The organism is Armatimonadota bacterium (assembly GCA_022563855.1).
GTDB lineage: Bacteria > Armatimonadota > Fimbriimonadia > Fimbriimonadales > Fimbriimonadaceae > JADFMN01.
On the sequence record JADFMN010000003.1, the window covers coordinates 42,743 to 58,743 of the forward strand.

The window sequence follows — 16,001 nt, forward strand, 5'->3', positions numbered from 1 at the left end:
GCAAGCGTTCGCGACCGCTGCCGTTTCTCACTCTTCGTCAATCCCAAGAACTATGTCAACGGTGAACACCTTCTGCTCCCCATCTTCTTCGATGAAGTCAAACAGAATGCTTGTGTCGTCAATCGCAATGACGAAAAACGGCTCCTCGATGCTTTCGTATGGAATTATCGTCCAGTAGTATTGCAGTTCATTCGCGTTTGCTTTCCTAACGTGTATTGGAAATTTGGGTTTGAATTCGGGCAGCAAGCGAAACGCGTCCAAATACAACTGAAAAAGATCCCAAAACTCTTCCTGCTGTGCATCGGTCTTGAATACTCTGCCGTCAAGGCTCTGCACCTCTCCGCTCGCTAGATTCGGAATCACGAAAGTAGCGGGCATGGCGTCCTGCAACTCCTTTGGCGCCGTGTCCTTTAAGGCGTTCCACAGGCCTGGGCCGCATATAATGGCTTTCGGGCTTTTCTTCCTGAGTTCCTCGGCTGGACGAACCTCGTCAACAAGGCTTTGCAGAAAATCGAACGCCTTACTGTTGTCCTCTGCCGATGCCTCGGTGTATTTAACGCCTGGAGGGATTTCTATTTCACCACTTTGCCAGTTCGAGGCTTCAGGTTCATCACCCTGTTGGTTCGAGGCTTCCGCCTCATTCTTGGACCGACTCGAACATCCGGCAAGTATGCACAGAACAGCTATGCCGCACCAGACTCCTTTGCGAAACAGCATGATCCTCGCCGACGAAGTTACCTCACTGGCATCTGCGAAAGTGGCTTCCACATGTTTCGCGGCTTCTGCAATCTTTGGCGGCATGGCTACCCATCGCGTTTTGTCCTTCCACCGCTAGTCGAAGGGCACCGGCGGCGATCTCACCATTCCCAGCACCGAGCCGCGAGTGAGGATCGACTACGTCTGGGCGCATGGCCCAGCTCGCCGACCGCCTCACCGAGTGCCGCGTGCTGTTCGAAGGTGCATTCCGCACTAACCCCGACGACCCGAAGTCGTTCGCGCTCAGTGACCACATCCCGGTGCTCGCGGTGTTCGAGTAATCCGCTCCGCACGTGGAGCGGCCACTTCCCGGTCGCGGCGCGTTTCTGTCAGAATGCCTCCATGCGACACTTGGCACTCCCTCGTATCGGGTGGGCGCTGGCTTTGGTCACCCTCGTGACTGGTCTCGGCCTTTGGTCCAATGCCTCTGAGCCAAGCAGCACTGAGATGCGGTCTGTCCCAAAGGCAGCCCCGTTAGCCAATGCTGCCGTAGGCGAGACGCCTCTCAAGACGCACTACAAGCTGGGCCGCTTCTCCGCTACGATCCTCGACGAAGCGACGGGCGAGCCGACACCCGTTCGAGTGCGTCTCACGGATGCAAACGGGGTGGGTGTTCCGTTGCCCGAGGCCGCGATCGGGGTCATGTACGGTCCGAATGACGTAGCGTCGGGATACGGCTCTCAGCGGGACGGTTCCTTCTATGTGGACGGGGCCTTCCGAGTCGAGCTTGAGCCGGGCACCTACCGACTGACGCTGTCCAAAGGCAACGAGTATTTGAGCCAGCAGCATGAGATCAGGCTCGAACCCGATGGTGACCTGTCGCAGACTTTCCGGATGGACCGATGGATCAACATGCCGGAGAGAGGCTGGTTCTCGGCAGACGATCACATCCATATCCGGCGGTCGCCGCGAGAAAACCCGCTGATACTCACGTGGATCGCGGCCGAGGATATCCACGTCGGCGCGCTCTTGCAGATGGGTGACTTCTGGGCGACCTACTTCGCGCAGTACGCGTGGGGCCAAGACGGCGTTTACCAAGTCGAGGAGTATTTCTTGACATCAGGGCAGGAAGAGCCGCGCACCCACGAGATCGGGCACACCATTTCGCTCGGAGCCGACGCATTGGTTCGGTTCCAGGGTGAGTACTACCACTACGATCGAGTGTTCGACCGCGTGCACGAACTGGGCGGCTTGACCGGTTACGCGCATAAGGCGGTGGCATTCCACGGTTACCGGGGCATGACGCTGGACGTCCTCAGGAACAAGGTGGACTTTCTCGAGATCCTACAGTTCGGTTCGATGAACACCGAGCACTACTACCACTTCCTCGACCTGGGATTCAAACTGACCGCAACGGCAGGCTCGGACTTTCCCTGGGGCTCTCCGATCGGAGCCGAACGGTTCTACACCTACGTCGTAGACGACTTCACCTTCGACAACTGGCGCGCAAGCTTTCACGCCGGCCACACGTTCGTCACCAACGGCCCCATCATCGAACTAAAGGTGAATGGAGCGATCCCCGGTGACGGGTTGGACGTGGCAAGCGGGACGACGCTGTCCATCACGGCTCGAGCGTTCGGACACGCGGAGCAGGTGCCGCTCAGCGACCTGGAGATCGTCGCCCACGGCAAGGTCCTCAAGCGCGTCACGCGGGAGGAGCCGGGGCAGTCGACGAGCCAGCTCGTGATCGAGATGGAGCTGCCCGCGGAGTACGGCGTGTGGATCGCCGCCCGGACAAAGGCCTCAGCAAACCAGGTGGCGCATACGACGCCAGTCTACGTCAGTGTGGACGGTTCCGGGTACCACAACCCGGAGACGGCACTTCGATATCTCGCCCTCTGCGAGCGGTATCTCCTGGAGCTGCAGCGCGAGATCGCCCAGCCCAACCAGACGCTCAACCAACACGCCTGGCGGTATCGCGAGGGGCTCGAAGGCCGCATCGCCGAGACTCGCGAGATCATCGCAGAACTCAGGGCAGAGTTCGCGGCACAAGCAATGTCGGGCTAGTTGCTGAGGCACGATCGCAACGCGCAAAGCCAAGGTCAGCTCCGGCGAGTTATCGGGCGTACTAATCTCGGGTCTCGAACAGTTCGATGGGATTGCCTGAAGGATCCTCGATGAGGATCTGCTTGCCTCCAGGCCCCTCTATTAGCTCGCCTCTGAACGTGACACCTTCTTTCCGGAGATCCTCGACGAACGAAGGCAAGTCCTCGACGATGATTACCAGCCTGTTCCATCCGCCCGGCACGGGCTTCCGTCCGTCGGGCATTGGCTGGGCGGCGGACGACTGAGGCCCGCTGATCCATAAGCGCAAATCGCCCTTAGCGAGAATCGCGAAGGGCGGCCCCCACCGTTTCTCCAGCTCGAACCCGAGTCTCTCCGTGTAGAACTCGAGGACCGCATCTACGTCGTCGACAAGGTAGCGCACAGTGGCCATGTCAAGAACTCTACCCAGCTGAGTTCGTTTCGACCTTGCCGAAGAGGTGGTGTGACCGTTGTGGTGCAGGCATCCTGCCTGCACGGTACGAGACTGTAGGACAGAGGAGCAGGCAGGATGCCTGCACCACAAGTCTGGCCTCGAACAGGAGTACACTTCGGTATATGGGAGATAATGACGAGACCGATCTTCAAGCTCAAGTATTCAGCTTTCTTGACCAGCGAAATGCGAGGCTAACAAGAGGATCGGGGGTTTTGGCAAGGCCTGAGGTTGCGCAGATTGTCGAAGACGCGATCTGTTTCAATCGTGGCGAGAGGCACTTGCTCCATGCATGGTGCATCTTGCTCAACCATGTGCATTTGGTAACGACACCCCTGCCACCATTTGAGCTGAGTGAAGTCATGCACTCGATCAAGAGCTTCAGCTCCTTGAAGATCAACAAGCTGCTTTCACGAAAGGCCCCGCTATGGGAGCGGGAGTCGTTCGACCACATGATCCGTTCGGCGGATCAGTTCGGAGCGATCTGTTCGTACGTTGAGCAGAATCCCGTATCAGCCGGCTTGTGCGCGAAACCTGAGGAGTGGCAGTTCAGCTCGGCGTGCGCTGGGAAAGAGACCGACTCATTGGAAGTTTGGATCGATCAGAGGAAGACTCCTTTCGTCCCCTTGGCCAGCAGAGGTGAGCTGCCTCACTTGTCCAAAGACGGCGCGACGTACTTTGTAACGTTCAGGCTGTTGGACGCGGTTAAGTCCTGAAGGCTGGCTCAAATCGACGAGCTCTTAGGATCGTGACCGGGAGCAGTGTGATACGCTTGAGAGTAGATCAATGATGGAAATCAGCGTTCATCGACCTTGGAATTACTTTGGCTGTGCGAGAAAGCTCAAAGTCCGAGTCGATGGCATGGTGATCGGCGCAGTGAAGGCAGGCAAGACTGAGGTCTTCGAAGTCATCGCTGCGGTTCACGCGGTCCAGGTTTCCATGGACTGGGTCAAGAGCCCGGCAGTCGAGGTCGATCTGAGATCAATCGATCGAGCTGAACTAAGAGTTCAGTTCGCGAGCATTCCAGAGAGTCTTGTCTATACGTTCTTTGCCCCTACGAAGATATTCACCCTGGTTCACCTGTCCGAACGCCCTCCGATTCAGAACGGTGTTAGTCCCTATCCGAGGGCATGACCGACAGGTTGTTCGATAGACTGGCGCGATGCACTCGAACATGGAGATTGTCGAACGTTTGCGTGACGAATTGGAGGGTCAATTGGGGGTTAAAGAGACGAAGATGTTTGGCGGAATCTGCTTCATGCTCAACGGCAACATGTGTGTCGGGGTGTGGCGTTGATGTAGATGGTCACAGGTGATTGTTCGCGAGCTATCTTCGAAGATCCGGGGTGGCCATTCAGCAAGAAATTCTGGGCCCGGTAGACTGCCTCCATGACGAGTCGGCCGGAGCTGTCGGAAATACGCGCCGCGTCGGAAGGGATGAAGAACGTCGTTTGCCGGACACCGCTCGTGCCGTTTCAGCCGGGCGAGCCAACCGACATACATCTTAAATTGGAAATCCACCAGCCGATGAATTCGTTCAAGATCCGGGGCGTATTTCATGCCGTCGCGTCCCTCGGGCCCGAAGGGCGCGCCAAGGGATTGAGTACGGTGAGCGCAGGCAACACAGCTCAGGCCCTGGCGTGGGCGGCTCGCCACTTCGGCGTTGCCGCTCGTAGTTTGATGCCCGACAAAGCGCCGAGCAGCAAAATTCAAGCGGTGAGAGGGCTCGGAGCAACACCGGTCCTGGTGCCGACCGAAGAAGTGTTCGCGTATATGAAGGGTCACGGTTGGGAGGACGAGCCCTATGCATTCATCCACCCCTGGACCAATCGGGACGTGATGACCGGCCATGGCGGCATGGGGATCGAGATCGTCGAGGATCTTCCCGACGTCGACTCGGTGTTCATTCCTGTCGGCGGCGGCGGACTCCTGGGCGGCGTGGGCAGCGCCCTTAAGGCCCTGCGACCTGAGGTGAAGATCTTTGGCGTCGAACCGGCGGGCTGCCCATCGCTGTACGACGCGATTCAGAGTGGCAGGCCAGTGACGGTCGAGTGCAAGACGATTTGCGACGGCGTCGCCGTGCCGTACATCACCCAAGAGATGTTCCCCCTCCTCAGCGGCCTGGTAGAAAAAGTCATCCTGGTGAGCGAGGAATCAGTCCGCGATTCGATCCGCATGCTCTGTCTCGAATGCAAGTTGATCGTCGAACCGGCGGGAGCACTGTCATTGGCAGCCGCCCTTGCCACACCCTTGGGCGACCGCGGCAAGAGCGTCTGCATCGTGTCCGGCGGCAACATCGACAATGATCTATTGATCGGGATTCTCAGGCCCCAGAAGTGAGCAACCGATGAAAGTTCTCCATATCAACTACAAGGAAGTCCGTCGACTGCTGCCAATGGAGCAATGCATCGAGGAGATGTCCGAAGTGCTCAAGACGTTCTCCGACGGCGACGTTGTGATGCCCCTGCGCTCGATCGTCTGGCATCCCGACAAACGAGGCGCATTGGGCGTGATGCCGGCGTATTTAGGGAATCCTGAGCTCTTTGGCATCAAGATCGTAACGGTGTTTCCCGGCAACGAAGGAACGGACTACGAATCACACCAAGGGGCAGTGATGTTGTTCGATGCCGAGCACGGTCGGCTCCTTGCGATCATCGACGGCGGCGAGATCACGACGATCCGCACCGCCGCGGTGAGCGCGGTCGCTACCAGAGTTCTCGCACGCAAAGACGCACGAGATCTGGCGATCATCGGGTCGGGAACGCAAGCCCGATCTCATCTGCAAGCGATGGCGGCGGTGCGCGACCTCCGTCGCATTCGCGTCTGGAGCCGCAACCGGGAGAACGCGCAACATTTCGCCGAATGGGCTCGCCCGATTGCGGACGTGGAAGTGGCGCAGACCGCCCGCGGAGCCGTCGAGGGCGCGGACATCATCTGCACGGTAACAGGTTCGAAAGAACCGGTGATTCAAGGTGAGTGGATCAGTCCCGGCTCTCATATCAACGCGGTCGGTGCCTGCGTCAAAGTCGCTCGCGAGCTGGATTCGGCTGCGGTCGCCCGTTCGCGCCTGTTCGTCGACTGCCGAGAATCGGCGTTCAATGAATCGGGCGATATCCTGATCCCGAGGCAAGAAGGACTCTTTGGAGACGACCACGTTAGAGCCGAATTGGGAGAGGTCTTGGCGGGCCGAGCGGAGGGCAGAGAGTCGGACGAAGAGGTTACTCTCTTCAAAAGCCTCGGAATTGCCGTCGAAGACCTGGCGGCGGCCCACTACATCTATCGCAGAGCTCAGGCCGAGAACATCGGCCTGTCGGTCGAGCTGGGGGGACTGCGCCATGGAGCATCGTGAGCCGATTCCCCTCGAGGAAATCCGCGCCGCTCGGGAACGCATCGTCGGCACGGCGATGCGCACGCCGCTGGTGCCTCTCGGCAACGATCAGGGCGGTGCTGAGATCTTCCTCAAGCTCGAAAACCTCCAGCCCATCGGCTCCTTCAAGATTAGGGGCGCTGCCAACGCTATCCTGAGCACGCCGACGGAAGAACTGGCCGCCGGTGTCTACACGGCTAGCGCTGGAAACATGGGCCAGGGAGTCGCCTGGGTAGCGCGGAAATTCGGGTTTCCCGCTCGCGTCGTCGTTCCCGATCACGCTCCCAAAACCAAACTGGACGCCATCGAGCGGCTCGGTGCAACAATCGTTAAGGTGCCGTTCGATCGCTGGTGGCGCGTCATCGTCGAACACGAGCTCGAAGGGATGGAGGGGAAGTTCATCCATCCCGTCTCCAATCGGGCGGTCATCGCTGGCAACGGAACTATCGGCCTCGAAATCCTGGAGGATCTGCCCGAGGTCGATACGATCGTAGTACCCTACGGAGGCGGAGGATTGAGCTGCGGCATCGCCTCGGCGGTCAAGGCACTGAAAGCAGATACAAGGGTGTTTGCCGCTGAGGTGGCCACGGCCGCGCCCTTTGCCGCATCCCTCGAAAAGGGAGAGCCGGTGGAAATCGACTACCAGGCCAGTTTCGTCGACGGTATCGGAGGCAAGAGCGTGCTTCCTGAAATGTGGCCCCTGGCAAGTTCCATACTGGACGGGTCGCTCGTTGTCTCCGTGGCAGAGATCGCTTCGGCGATCCGCTTTATGATCGAGCGCAACCGGGTCGTTGCCGAAGGGGCTGGGGCGGCGTCGGTCGCCGCTGCCCTCGCCGGGCGGGCCGGTGTAGGCAAGATCGTCTGTGTCGTTTCCGGTGGCAACATCGACGGTTCCAAGATCCGACAAATCCTGGCTGGCGACGTTCCGTGATCCGCGCTTACTCGATTGTGCTTGAGAACGAACCATCCGCAAAGAAGGTTTGACTCAAGCGGCTGACGACTGAGGCCCGCAGATCCACTAACGCAAATCACCCCTGCGGAGAATCGCGAAGGGCGGCCCCCACCGTTTCTCAAGCTCGAACCCGAGCCTCGCTGTGTAGAACTCGAGGACCGCATCTACGTCGTCAACAAGGTAACGCACGGTAGCCATGTCAATAACTTCCTAGCGTATCCAACTGAGTACGGTCGCCTCCCGCCTCAAGGGGGGCGAGAGTGGGGTTGAGCAGACAGAGTCCCTTCGTCTTTCCCAACCGGGCACCGCGGGAGAAAGGCAAGGTGGAAAGGACTGGATTTCCTTGACCCCTCACCCTGTCCTCTCCCTCAAGGGGAGAGGGGAAAACAATTCCTGCTACTGCTTCAGAGCTTCCGCACCGCCGACGATCTCTAGGATCTGGGTGGTGATGCCGGCTTGCCGCGCCCTGTTGGCGACCATCGTCAGGTCGGTGATCATGTTGGCAGCGTTGTCGGTCGCGCTTGTCATCGCGGTCATGCGCGCGCCGTGTTCGCTGGCGTTGGATTCGAGCAGCGCCTGGTAGATCGTGGTCAGCAGGTACTTCGGCAGCAGCAGGTCGAGGAGCGTGTGCGCGTCCGGCTCGAACGTCGCCTCGCCGCCCGCCGCCTCGTCGCCCTCCGGCGGTTCGATCGGCAGAACTTGAACGACCAAAGGCTCCTGGCGGATCGGCGAGTGGAACTTGCTGTAGCAGATGTGGATCGCGTCCGCTTCGCCAGAGACGAACAGCTCCGTGACGATGTCGCTCAGCTCGTTGGCTATATCGACAGTTGGGCCAGAGGTCGGCACCGTGATCGACTGCAAAACGGTGAACCCGCGCTTTTGGAAGAACTGCCGGCCTTTCTTCCCGACGCAGACGAGCGACATTTCGGAATCCTGCCCTGAGATGAAGTCCCCCGCGCGGCGCACGAGGTTTCCGTTGAATCCACCGCACATTCCGCGCTCCGCAGTGATCAGAACGAGCACGGTTTTTTTGACCGGCCGACGGATCAGCAGCGGGTTGTCCGGCAGGTCGCCCGCCCCGCCGATGCTGCCGACGAACTCGCGCATTTTCTCGAAATACGCGCGGGCCTGTTCGGCCTTGTTCTTGGCTTTAGTCAAGCGAGCGACGGCGACGAGCTTCATCGCCCGCGTGATCTGCTGGATGTTCTTCGCGCTCTTGATGCGCTGCCGAATCTGCTTGAGCGTTGCCATCTGCCTTTCTAAGCGCTCTGCTCGGCCTTGAACCTTTCAAGGAACTCGGAGATCGCCTTCTTGAGGGTCTCAGTCGTCTCGTCGGACACCTCCATTGTTGTGCGAATCGTCTCCACAACGTCGGGATACTTTTCGTGCACGAACGCAAGCAGTCCGGCCTCAAACTTGCGTACTTCCTCGTTCTTGATGTCGTCGAGGAATTGATTCGTGCCGGCGAATATGGCGATGACCTGGTCCACCACGGACACCGGGCTATGCAGCCCCTGCTTGAGCAGCTCGGTCAGGCGCTGACCTCGTAGCAGCTGCATCTGCGTCACCTTGTCAAGATCGCTTGCGAACTGTGAGAACGCCTGTACCTCGCGGTACTGCGCCATCTCCAGCTTCAATCGGCCAGCGACCTGTTTCATCGCCTTCACCTGAGCGTTGCCGCCGACGCGGCTGACCGAGATGCCTACGTTGATCGCGGGGCGGACGCCAGCGAAGAACAGGTCTGGTTCGAGGTAGATCTGGCCGTCGGTGATCGAGATCACGTTTGTCGGGATGTACGCCGCGATGTCGCCTGCCTGCGTCTCGATGATCGGCAGAGCGGTCAACGACCCGCCGCCGTTCGCATCGGACAGCTTGGCCGCTCGCTCCAAGAGCCGCGAGTGCAGGTAGAAAACGTCGCCTGGATACGCCTCGCGCCCTGGCGGACGCCGCAGCAGAAGCGACAGAGCGCGATACGCAACGGCGTGCTTCGAGAGATCGTCGTAAATGATCAAAGCGTGCATTCCGTTGTCTCGGAAGTACTCGCCGATCGCCGCGCCGCAGGACGGAGCCAAGTACTGCATCGCGTTCGAGTCGGCCGCGCCGCCAACGACGACCGTCGTGTACTCCATCGCACCGTGCGACCTCAAGGTCTCGACGACGCGAGCAACGTTCGCCAGCTTCTGGCCGATGGCGACGTATATGCAGTAGACCGGGTCGCCGCCCGCTTCGTGCGTCGGTTTTTGGTTGATGATCGTGTCGATACAGATCGCGGTCTTGCCCGTCTGGCGGTCTCCGATTACCAGCTCTCGCTGACCGCGACCGATCGGGATCATCGTGTCGATCGCCTTGATGCCTGTCTGGAGCGGTTCGGTGACCGGCTGTCGGTCTACAACGCCAGGAGCGACGGTTTCGATCATCGACTGCGCCTCCGCGGCGATCGTGCCGCCGTCGTCGATCGGCTGGCCGAGCGAGTTGACGACGCGCCCCAGCATCGCCTTGCCGACCGGCACCTGGACGATCCGGCCGGTTTCCTTGACCGGGTCGCCTTCCTTGATGTGTTCGTAGTCGTCGATGAGTACGGCGCCGATCGAGTCCTCTTCGAGGTTCAGCGCGAGGCCGATGGTGCCGCCGGGGAACTCGAGCATCTCACCGACCTGGCAGTCGGGGAGGCCGTGAACGCGCGCAATGCCGTCGCCGATCTGCAGGACTGTGCCGACGTGCTCGACGCCGACGCTCTTGTCGAACGCCTTCAGCTCTTTCTCAAGGATCGATGTGATTTCTTCTGGTCGAATGGCCATGGTTCTTTTTGTCTATGCCTGTTTCAAAACGTCGTAGAGCAGGTGGTCCCTCATCCGGTTGAGGAATCCGCGCGCGGTGCCGTCCAGCACGTAGTTGTCGTACATCACGCGGACGCCGCCGATCATGTTCGGGTCGACGATGAACTCGGGCTCTACCGTCCGGCCGGTCTCGCTTGAGATCTTTTGAACGATCGCAGAACGCTGTCCCTCGTCGAGGTTGACCGATGAAGCGATGACGGCATGGATCACCTTTTCGTGCTTGTTCTTCAAGGTTGAGAACTCCGCCAAGACGTGCCTGAGCAGGCTCTCCCTCCTGCGCTTGAGGAGCAGCCGGAAGAGGTTCATCGTCAGGTCGGAAACCTTGTCGCCGAACACGCTCTCGAACAGCTTCAGCTTGTCTTCGCGGGTCCGAGTCGGGCTGGCGATGAACCGTTGCAGGTCGACGCTGGATTCGATGACGGCGCAAAGACCCTTGAGATCGTCTTCGATCTTCTGGGCCTGGCTCGTCTCAAGCGCCGTGTTGAACAGGGCTCGGGCGTACCGCTTTGCGACTCGCTCGTCCATCAGTTCTTGGGCACCTCGACACTGTCGACGAACTCATCGACGAGCCGCCGGTTTCGGTCGGTGTCCATGTTCTCGCCGATGATCTTCTCTGCCGCGAGCATCGAGACCTTCGCAACGTGCACGCGCAGGTTGACGAGCGCCTTGTCGCGCTCTGCCCTGATCTCTTCCTGCGCCTTCTTGATCATCTCGTCGGCCTTCGCGCTGGCTTCGGCCTGTATCTGCGTCCTCAGATCCTGCGCCTTCTTGACCTCGGCTTGGATCTGGGCTCTGGCGTTCGCTTCTGTCTCCGACAGTCTGGCCTCATACTCGGCCTTCATCGTTTCCATCTGAGCCTCGAGCAGCTCAGCTTCCGTAAACGTCTTTTCAAGCGAAGTAGTTCTATTGTTGATGGCTTCTGAAAGCGGCTTGATAAGCATTCCGTAGATCGCGCCGATCCAGAACAGGAAGACTCCTATCGAAGTGACCGTCTCGCCCAGATGCAGATCGATGCCTTCCAGCAGCTTCGGCTTGAACGCTTCGCCGGTCATCGCAAACCGACCGATCAGGAACAGCACCACGCCGGCGACTATCAGCAAAAGGGGCCAGGACACTGCGCCGCGACGTTTGGTCAAGATACGGTTATCGTTCATCTACTCAGTGACCGCAGTCGTCGCTAATTGTTCGATTCAAAGTCGACGACTTGCCCGTCGCCCAACTGAAGGGAATCGGGGTCGGCCATCGCTACCTTGTCCTCGATCTGCAAAGATGAACTCTCGGCCTCACCTTTGGCCTCCTCGGCGTAGTTCGGCATCTTGGCGCCGATTCCGTTGACGACGACGAACGTAAAGATGACCAGGGATTCGATCAGCGCGAGACCGATGATCATGGCCGTCTGAATTTTGCCCGTGGCCTCTGGCTGGCGCGCGATGCCGCTGACGGCGTTGCCTGCGGCGATGCCTTGGCCTATTCCGGCTCCGAGGACGGCAAGCCCCATTCCGAGGCCTACTCCGATTGCGATTAGGGCTGGATTACCAGCTGTTTCTTGAAGCATTGTTAGTCGATATTCTCCTAGTCAGCACCCCTCTCGGGGGCGCAAGATTGAATCGTTGAAGCCATTATGTCCGAGCCTCGGCAACTTCGCCATGGGTTTCCTGGGCATCGTCCTCTTGGTGAGTCACCAGGCTCAGGTAAATCGTTGTGAGGATGGTGAAGACGAGCGCCTGGATGATGGCGACGAGGATTTCCAGCGGCATGACGAAAACCCCGAAAGGAAATGAGCCGAGGCCGTCCAGGCTGGCCTTGACTGCGTGCCCACCGCTGATGTTTCCGTACAGGCGGAGCGAGAGCGAGACGATCTTGATCAGCTCGCTGATGATCTCAATCGGAAAGATGAGCAGCGCCATCACCGCGAGCACGCCCGGCAGTTTCGGGCCGGCAAAATGCTTAAGGTGCCCCCAGCCGCCTTTCGCGCGGACTCCCTCGATCTGGACGTAGACGAACACGACCAGCGACATGCCCAGGTTCCAGCTCCAGCTCGCGGTCGGCGTGTGCGGAAGCATGAGCCCGAGCATATTCGACACGAAGATGAACATCCACATCGCCAGCAGGAACGGCACGTACTTGGCGCCGTGGGGGCCGATTATGCTGAACGCCATGTGCTCGATGAAGAGGTACATCTGCTCGACAGCTTGAGCGATGGGTTTCTTGAAGACGCGATCCTTGAACCCGCTGCGGGCCACGTAGATGAGGATCACCATCGTGAGGAAGACGACCCCGACGTAGAAGTGGATAGCATAGTCCGCGAGCTGTGTCTCACTAGACGCGATCATGTTCCCAATGCTAGGTGTCATCCTGACTCGTGCCTGCCGTAACACTGTCGGCGCTGGAATCGCGGTCAGCTCTCCGTGCGGCCAGCAATCCAAGGCAAAGCAGCAGCGAGTATACCAAACCGATACTCCATAGGAAGGACCCAGTGGCGTCGCTTCCGAGCCTCCCCGCCAGGATAACAAGCCCTCCCAAGACCGGGAGTTTCACGAGCATCCAGAGGACTGCCCAGTTGCGGCCCCGCTGGGGCGAGTCAGACGCCGTGACGACGGTCGTCAGCAGCATAATCGAGAGGATGCTCAGAACACCGGTCAGGCACCCGAGCAGGATGCCTACGGCAACGAACATCGAGCCCGCCAGCGCCGCCGCGAGCGCTCCGATGCCTCCGAGCAGGATTGCAAGTCGAACCGTTCTCTTTGCTAGTTCCATTGCCTGGTCAGCTCTTCGATCTGCTGGTGAACATTACCAGGATGAACATACCGACGAAGAATCCGATGATGGTGCCCCACATCTGGGCAGTGCCGTCTCCGGAGTTGCGGTCGATCAGGTAACCCACGAGCCAACCCGCTATCATCGGCGCAATGATGAGGTACGCGTACTTGACGCCCGTCGCAAGCCCGGAGTAGTCACCGTTTCCGCTTCTGGGCTTATGCCGCTCCTTGCGCTTGTATTTCCAGGAAGGAGGATCTGGGAACCGTGAACCGCCAGGCGCCTCTGGCTTCTGATTATCGTCCTGATCCTCGGGGCCATCGGGCATACTTGAATTAAAGCATGAATCAGGAGACAGCGAGCCGTGCCGGGGGCAAGCCCCAGCGGAAAACAGGCCTTGAAACCGAGGTTCAGTGGCTGAAAGGCGTCGGGCCCAAGCACGCCGTGTCGTTGGGCAAGCTGGGCATCGAAACGGTCGGCGACCTGCTGTTCTACATGCCTCGCCGGTACGAAGATCGCCGGAACCTCCCGCCGATCGGTTTCCTGAAGCCGGGGCAGCAAGCGACGATCCGCGGCGAGATCGTGGATATCCGGTCGCGCAAGGGCAGGGGCGGAAAGGTCATTCTCACCGTGACGGTCGGCGACGGCACCGGACACGTGCGGCTCATTTGGTTCAACCAGCCGTGGCTGCGAAAGACTTTGGAGAGCGTGAAGGGCGAGGTCATCGCGTTCGGCATGGTCAAAGAGTCGCGGCAGATCATGGAGATGTCCAGCCCTGAGTGGGAAGCCGTCGAAGACGACGACGACAGCGAGGACTTCGCCCGAATCACGCCGGTGTATCCGCTGACCGAGGGCGTTCAACAGTGGGTCGTGAGGCGGGCTGCCCGCTCTGCGGTCGACTACTTCGGCGATCAGCTCAAGGACCCTTTGCCGAAAGAGCTGCGCAAGAGCCACGATCTGCCCGATCTGGCTTGGACAGTCCGCCAGATGCACGGCCCCGATGGCGAGAAAGAGCAAGAGCAGGCGCGACGGAGGCTCGTGTTTGAGGAGTTCCTGTTCCTACAACTCTCGCTTCAGATGCGTCGCGCCGAAGTGAAGCAGGAGATCGGAACCGTGTTCCCGATCTCGAAGATCGGGTCTGACGAGATGCCCGACGGCGGGACGCTGTTCGCCGAGGGGGTCGAGCGTCTGCCGATTTGGGAAGAGCTGGTCAAAATGCTGCCGTTCGAGATGACCGATGCCCAGCGTCGGGTCACCCAAGAGATTTTCGACGACATGGAGCGGCCCGCGCCGATGAACAGGCTGCTGCAGGGCGACGTCGGCAGCGGCAAGACGGCGGTCGCCGCGGCCGCGATGTTGGCTGCGGTCCGGTGCGGGTGGCAAGCGGCGCTCATGGTACCGACCGAAATCCTCGCGGAACAGCACCACGTCAACTTCCGCGAACTGTTCGACCCGGTGGGCGTTCGAGTTGGGCTGCTGGTCGGCAGGATGGGAGCGCGGGCCAAGAAGAAGGCCGTCGACGGGGCTTTATCAGGAGAGCTGCAGATCGTGGTCGGCACCCACGCCTTGATCCAAGACAAGGTCGAGTTCGCCAAGATGGGCCTGGCGATCATCGACGAGCAGCACAGGTTCGGCGTCATGCAGCGCGCTGCGCTGAGGGGGAAGGCGCGGGAGAACCCCGATGTTCTGGTGATGACCGCGACGCCGATCCCTCGAACGCTGACGATGACGCTGTACGGCGACCTCGACCTCTCCGTGATCGACGAGATGCCGCCGGGCCGAAAGCCGATCAAGACGCATTGGAAGCTCCCCCACGAGCGGCCACAGGTCTACGCTTCGGTCCGCAAGCTCTTGGACGGCAAGCGCCAGGCGTACTTCGTCTGCCCGATGATCACAGAGAGCATCAAGATGCAGACACAGGCGGCGGTGGACCTCCACTACCGCCTCAGCGAGGACGTTTTCAAGGACTTCCGCGTCGGCCTGTTGCACGGCCAGATGAAGTCGGCCGAGAAGGAGGAGGCGATGAATCGGTTCCGGAACGCCGAGCTCGACGTGCTCGTTTCGACGGTGGTGATCGAGGTCGGCGTCGATGTGCCAAACGCCAGCGTGATGGTGATCGAAGACGCAAACCGGTTCGGCCTCAGCCAGTTGCACCAGCTCCGCGGGCGCGTCGGTCGGGGCCGTTATCAGAGCTACTGCGTGCTGATCGCCGACGGTCGGACGGCGGACGCGCAAAGGAGGCTGGAGGTGCTGGTGCAGACCACGGATGGCTTCCTGATCGCCGAAGAGGACCTGAGAATACGCGGCCCCGGCGACATGGCGGGAACGCGCCAGCACGGCGAACTCGACTTCCGGTTTGGCGATTTAATCCGGGACGGCGTGCTGCTCGAAGAGGCTCGCAGCGCGGCGATCGCTGTACTTGCGGACGACCCGGGCTTAGCGTCCAAGAAGAACGCAGATATACTGAACCGAGTGAAGCAGCGGCGCTCTGAAGAATCGTTGATCACCGTGTCATGAAGGACGTTCCGCAAGTCACCGTGGAAGAGTTGAACGAGGAGCTGCGCGGAGACGCGCCTCCGGTTCTGCTGGACGTTCGAGAAGATGACGAGCTGAAGATCAGCAAGCTCGACTATCGGCACCACATCCCGGTCGACGACTTGCGGGATCGGGTAGATGAGCTGAGCCCGGACGACGACATCGTGGTGATTTGCCGAACCGGATTGCGATCTGGCAACGCGACTACGTTCCTGCGGGAGAAGGGTTTCACCCGCGTCCGGTACATGTTCGGGGGCATGAACGAGTGGTCCGAGCGAATCGATCCGACGATGCGGCAGTACTGAGGGGCGCTTCGCTGAC

Annotated in this window: 19 protein-coding genes; 8 read left to right on the plus strand and 11 right to left on the minus strand. The window is 60.0% G+C overall.

Annotated elements, in window-relative coordinates; translation table 11 throughout:
* Positions 1-27: 27 nt before the first annotated feature.
* The gene (locus IH944_04390; GenBank protein MCH7903789.1) at positions 28-801 is read right to left on the minus strand and encodes a hypothetical protein; all 774 of its coding nucleotides are present in this window, start codon (positions 799-801) and stop codon (positions 28-30) included.
* Between the two features lie 297 nt (positions 802-1,098).
* On the opposite strand from IH944_04390, the gene IH944_04395 reads away from it, so the two are divergent.
* The gene (locus tag IH944_04395; GenBank protein ID MCH7903790.1) at positions 1,099-2,763 is read left to right on the plus strand and encodes a carboxypeptidase regulatory-like domain-containing protein; all 1,665 of its coding nucleotides are present in this window, start codon (positions 1,099-1,101) and stop codon (positions 2,761-2,763) included.
* 61 nt (positions 2,764-2,824) lie between these two features.
* Here IH944_04395 and IH944_04400 read toward each other — a convergent pair whose 3' ends face one another.
* Positions 2,825-3,193, minus strand: coding sequence for a VOC family protein (locus IH944_04400; protein MCH7903791.1), 369 nt, complete (start codon positions 3,191-3,193; stop codon positions 2,825-2,827).
* 164 nt (positions 3,194-3,357) lie between these two features.
* Here IH944_04400 and IH944_04405 point away from each other — a divergent pair, with 164 nt between their 5' ends.
* From IH944_04405 to IH944_04425, 5 genes are all read left to right on the plus strand, one after another.
* Positions 3,358-3,948, plus strand: coding sequence for a transposase (locus IH944_04405; protein MCH7903792.1), 591 nt, complete (start codon positions 3,358-3,360; stop codon positions 3,946-3,948).
* A 70-nt stretch (positions 3,949-4,018) separates the two neighbouring features.
* The gene (locus tag IH944_04410; GenBank protein MCH7903793.1) at positions 4,019-4,366 is read left to right on the plus strand and encodes a hypothetical protein; all 348 of its coding nucleotides are present in this window, start codon (positions 4,019-4,021) and stop codon (positions 4,364-4,366) included.
* Positions 4,367-4,621: 255 nt separating this feature from the next.
* The gene (locus IH944_04415) at positions 4,622-5,572 is read left to right on the plus strand and encodes a pyridoxal-phosphate dependent enzyme (protein ID MCH7903794.1); all 951 of its coding nucleotides are present in this window, start codon (positions 4,622-4,624) and stop codon (positions 5,570-5,572) included.
* Positions 5,573-5,579: 7 nt separating this feature from the next.
* Positions 5,580-6,581: an ornithine cyclodeaminase family protein gene (locus IH944_04420; GenBank protein MCH7903795.1), complete on the plus strand. Its 1,002-nt coding sequence runs from the start codon at positions 5,580-5,582 to the stop codon at positions 6,579-6,581.
* Positions 6,568-7,530, plus strand: coding sequence for a threonine/serine dehydratase (locus IH944_04425; protein MCH7903796.1), 963 nt, complete (start codon positions 6,568-6,570; stop codon positions 7,528-7,530). The genes IH944_04420 and IH944_04425 overlap by 14 nt, the downstream gene beginning before the upstream one ends.
* Positions 7,531-7,617: 87 nt before the next feature.
* On the opposite strand, the gene IH944_04430 is transcribed toward IH944_04425, so the two are convergent.
* From IH944_04430 to IH944_04470, 9 genes are all read right to left on the minus strand, one after another.
* Positions 7,618-7,749 carry a VOC family protein gene (locus IH944_04430; protein MCH7903797.1) on the minus strand — a complete coding sequence of 44 codons (132 nt, stop codon included), beginning with the start codon at positions 7,747-7,749 and terminating at the stop codon, positions 7,618-7,620.
* 198 nt (positions 7,750-7,947) lie between these two features.
* Positions 7,948-8,802 (minus strand): ATP synthase F1 subunit gamma, encoded by an 855-nt coding sequence (atpG, locus tag IH944_04435; protein MCH7903798.1) that lies wholly within the window; start codon positions 8,800-8,802, stop codon positions 7,948-7,950.
* A gap of 8 nt (positions 8,803-8,810) precedes the next feature.
* Positions 8,811-10,349 (minus strand): F0F1 ATP synthase subunit alpha, encoded by a 1,539-nt coding sequence (locus IH944_04440; protein ID MCH7903799.1) that lies wholly within the window; start codon positions 10,347-10,349, stop codon positions 8,811-8,813.
* A 12-nt stretch (positions 10,350-10,361) separates the two neighbouring features.
* The gene (gene atpH / locus IH944_04445) at positions 10,362-10,913 is read right to left on the minus strand and encodes an ATP synthase F1 subunit delta (protein MCH7903800.1); all 552 of its coding nucleotides are present in this window, start codon (positions 10,911-10,913) and stop codon (positions 10,362-10,364) included.
* Positions 10,913-11,542 (minus strand): F0F1 ATP synthase subunit B, encoded by a 630-nt coding sequence (gene atpF, locus IH944_04450; GenBank protein MCH7903801.1) that lies wholly within the window; start codon positions 11,540-11,542, stop codon positions 10,913-10,915. The genes atpH and atpF overlap by 1 nt, the downstream gene beginning before the upstream one ends.
* Positions 11,543-11,565: 23 nt before the next feature.
* A complete protein-coding gene (gene atpE / locus IH944_04455) occupies positions 11,566-11,943 on the minus strand; it encodes an ATP synthase F0 subunit C (GenBank protein ID MCH7903802.1) in 378 nt (125 codons plus the stop codon).
* Between the two features lie 64 nt (positions 11,944-12,007).
* Complete coding sequence (gene atpB / locus IH944_04460; GenBank protein ID MCH7903803.1) at positions 12,008-12,721, minus strand: F0F1 ATP synthase subunit A; 714 nt, start codon at positions 12,719-12,721, stop codon at positions 12,008-12,010.
* Positions 12,722-12,731: 10 nt separating this feature from the next.
* On the minus strand, positions 12,732-13,145 hold the full coding sequence (locus tag IH944_04465; GenBank protein MCH7903804.1) for a hypothetical protein: 414 nt from the start codon (positions 13,143-13,145) through the stop codon (positions 12,732-12,734).
* 7 nt (positions 13,146-13,152) lie between these two features.
* Positions 13,153-13,473 carry an AtpZ/AtpI family protein gene (locus tag IH944_04470; GenBank protein ID MCH7903805.1) on the minus strand — a complete coding sequence of 107 codons (321 nt, stop codon included), beginning with the start codon at positions 13,471-13,473 and terminating at the stop codon, positions 13,153-13,155.
* A gap of 14 nt (positions 13,474-13,487) precedes the next feature.
* On the opposite strand from IH944_04470, the gene recG reads away from it, so the two are divergent.
* Entirely contained in the window at positions 13,488-15,662 is a 2,175-nt protein-coding gene (recG, locus tag IH944_04475) for an ATP-dependent DNA helicase RecG (protein MCH7903806.1), read from the plus strand.
* Positions 15,659-15,985, plus strand: coding sequence for a hypothetical protein (locus tag IH944_04480; protein MCH7903807.1), 327 nt, complete (start codon positions 15,659-15,661; stop codon positions 15,983-15,985). Before recG ends, IH944_04480 begins: the two co-directional genes overlap by 4 nt.
* Positions 15,986-16,001: the final 16 nt, after the last annotated feature.